The 699-nt window shown below is 51.1% G+C and carries 1 protein-coding gene; it reads left to right on the top strand.

Features of this window, described 5'->3' with window-relative positions; all coding sequences use genetic code 11:
- Nucleotides 1-57 precede the first annotated feature (57 nt).
- Nucleotides 58-699, top strand: a 642-nt coding sequence (locus D6029_RS21040) for a ketose-bisphosphate aldolase (protein WP_120066636.1), incomplete at its 3' end; no start/stop codon positions are given.

Genomic DNA, 699 nt, shown 5'->3' with positions numbered 1-699 from the left:
AACCGTGTTGTGAAAGGTGTGATTATTCATCCGTGGAAAGGCTGAGAGGATTACAACATGAGTATTATTTCCACTAAATATCTTCTGCAAGATGCACAGGCTCGAGGCTACGCCGTACCTGCGTTTAATATTCATAACGCCGAAACTATCCAGGCGATTCTGGAAGTCTGCAAAGAGATGCAGTCTCCGGTCATTCTTGCGGGCACACCCGGCACCTTTAAACATATCGCGTTTGAAGAGATCTACGCGCTGTGTGAAGCCTACTCCGAAAGCTACGACATGCCGCTGGCGCTGCATTTGGATCACCATGAATCGCTGGCCGATATCAGCCGCAAAGTGAATGCTGGCGTGCGCAGCGCCATGATTGATGGCAGTCACTTCCCGCTGGCAGAAAACGTGCGGCTGGTGAAATCAGTAGTCGATTTTTGTCACCGTAATGATTGCAGCGTCGAAGCTGAATTAGGTCGCCTGGGCGGTGTAGAAGACGATATGGATGTGGATGAAGAAAGCGCCTTTCTTACCGATCCACAAGAAGCACGCCGCTTCGTAGAACTTACCGGAATCGACAGCCTGGCGGTTGCCATCGGCACCGCTCATGGGCTTTACACTAAACGTCCGAAAATTGACTTCCAGCGTCTGGCTGAAATTCGTGAAGTCGTAGATATCCCACTGGTTCTGCACGGTGCGAGCGATGTACCG

Source organism: Buttiauxella izardii, from assembly GCF_003601925.1.
Lineage (GTDB): Bacteria > Pseudomonadota > Gammaproteobacteria > Enterobacterales > Enterobacteriaceae > Buttiauxella > Buttiauxella izardii.
The sequence above is the reverse complement of the archived record's forward strand: the minus strand, read 5'-3'. Positions and strand labels throughout refer to the sequence as shown.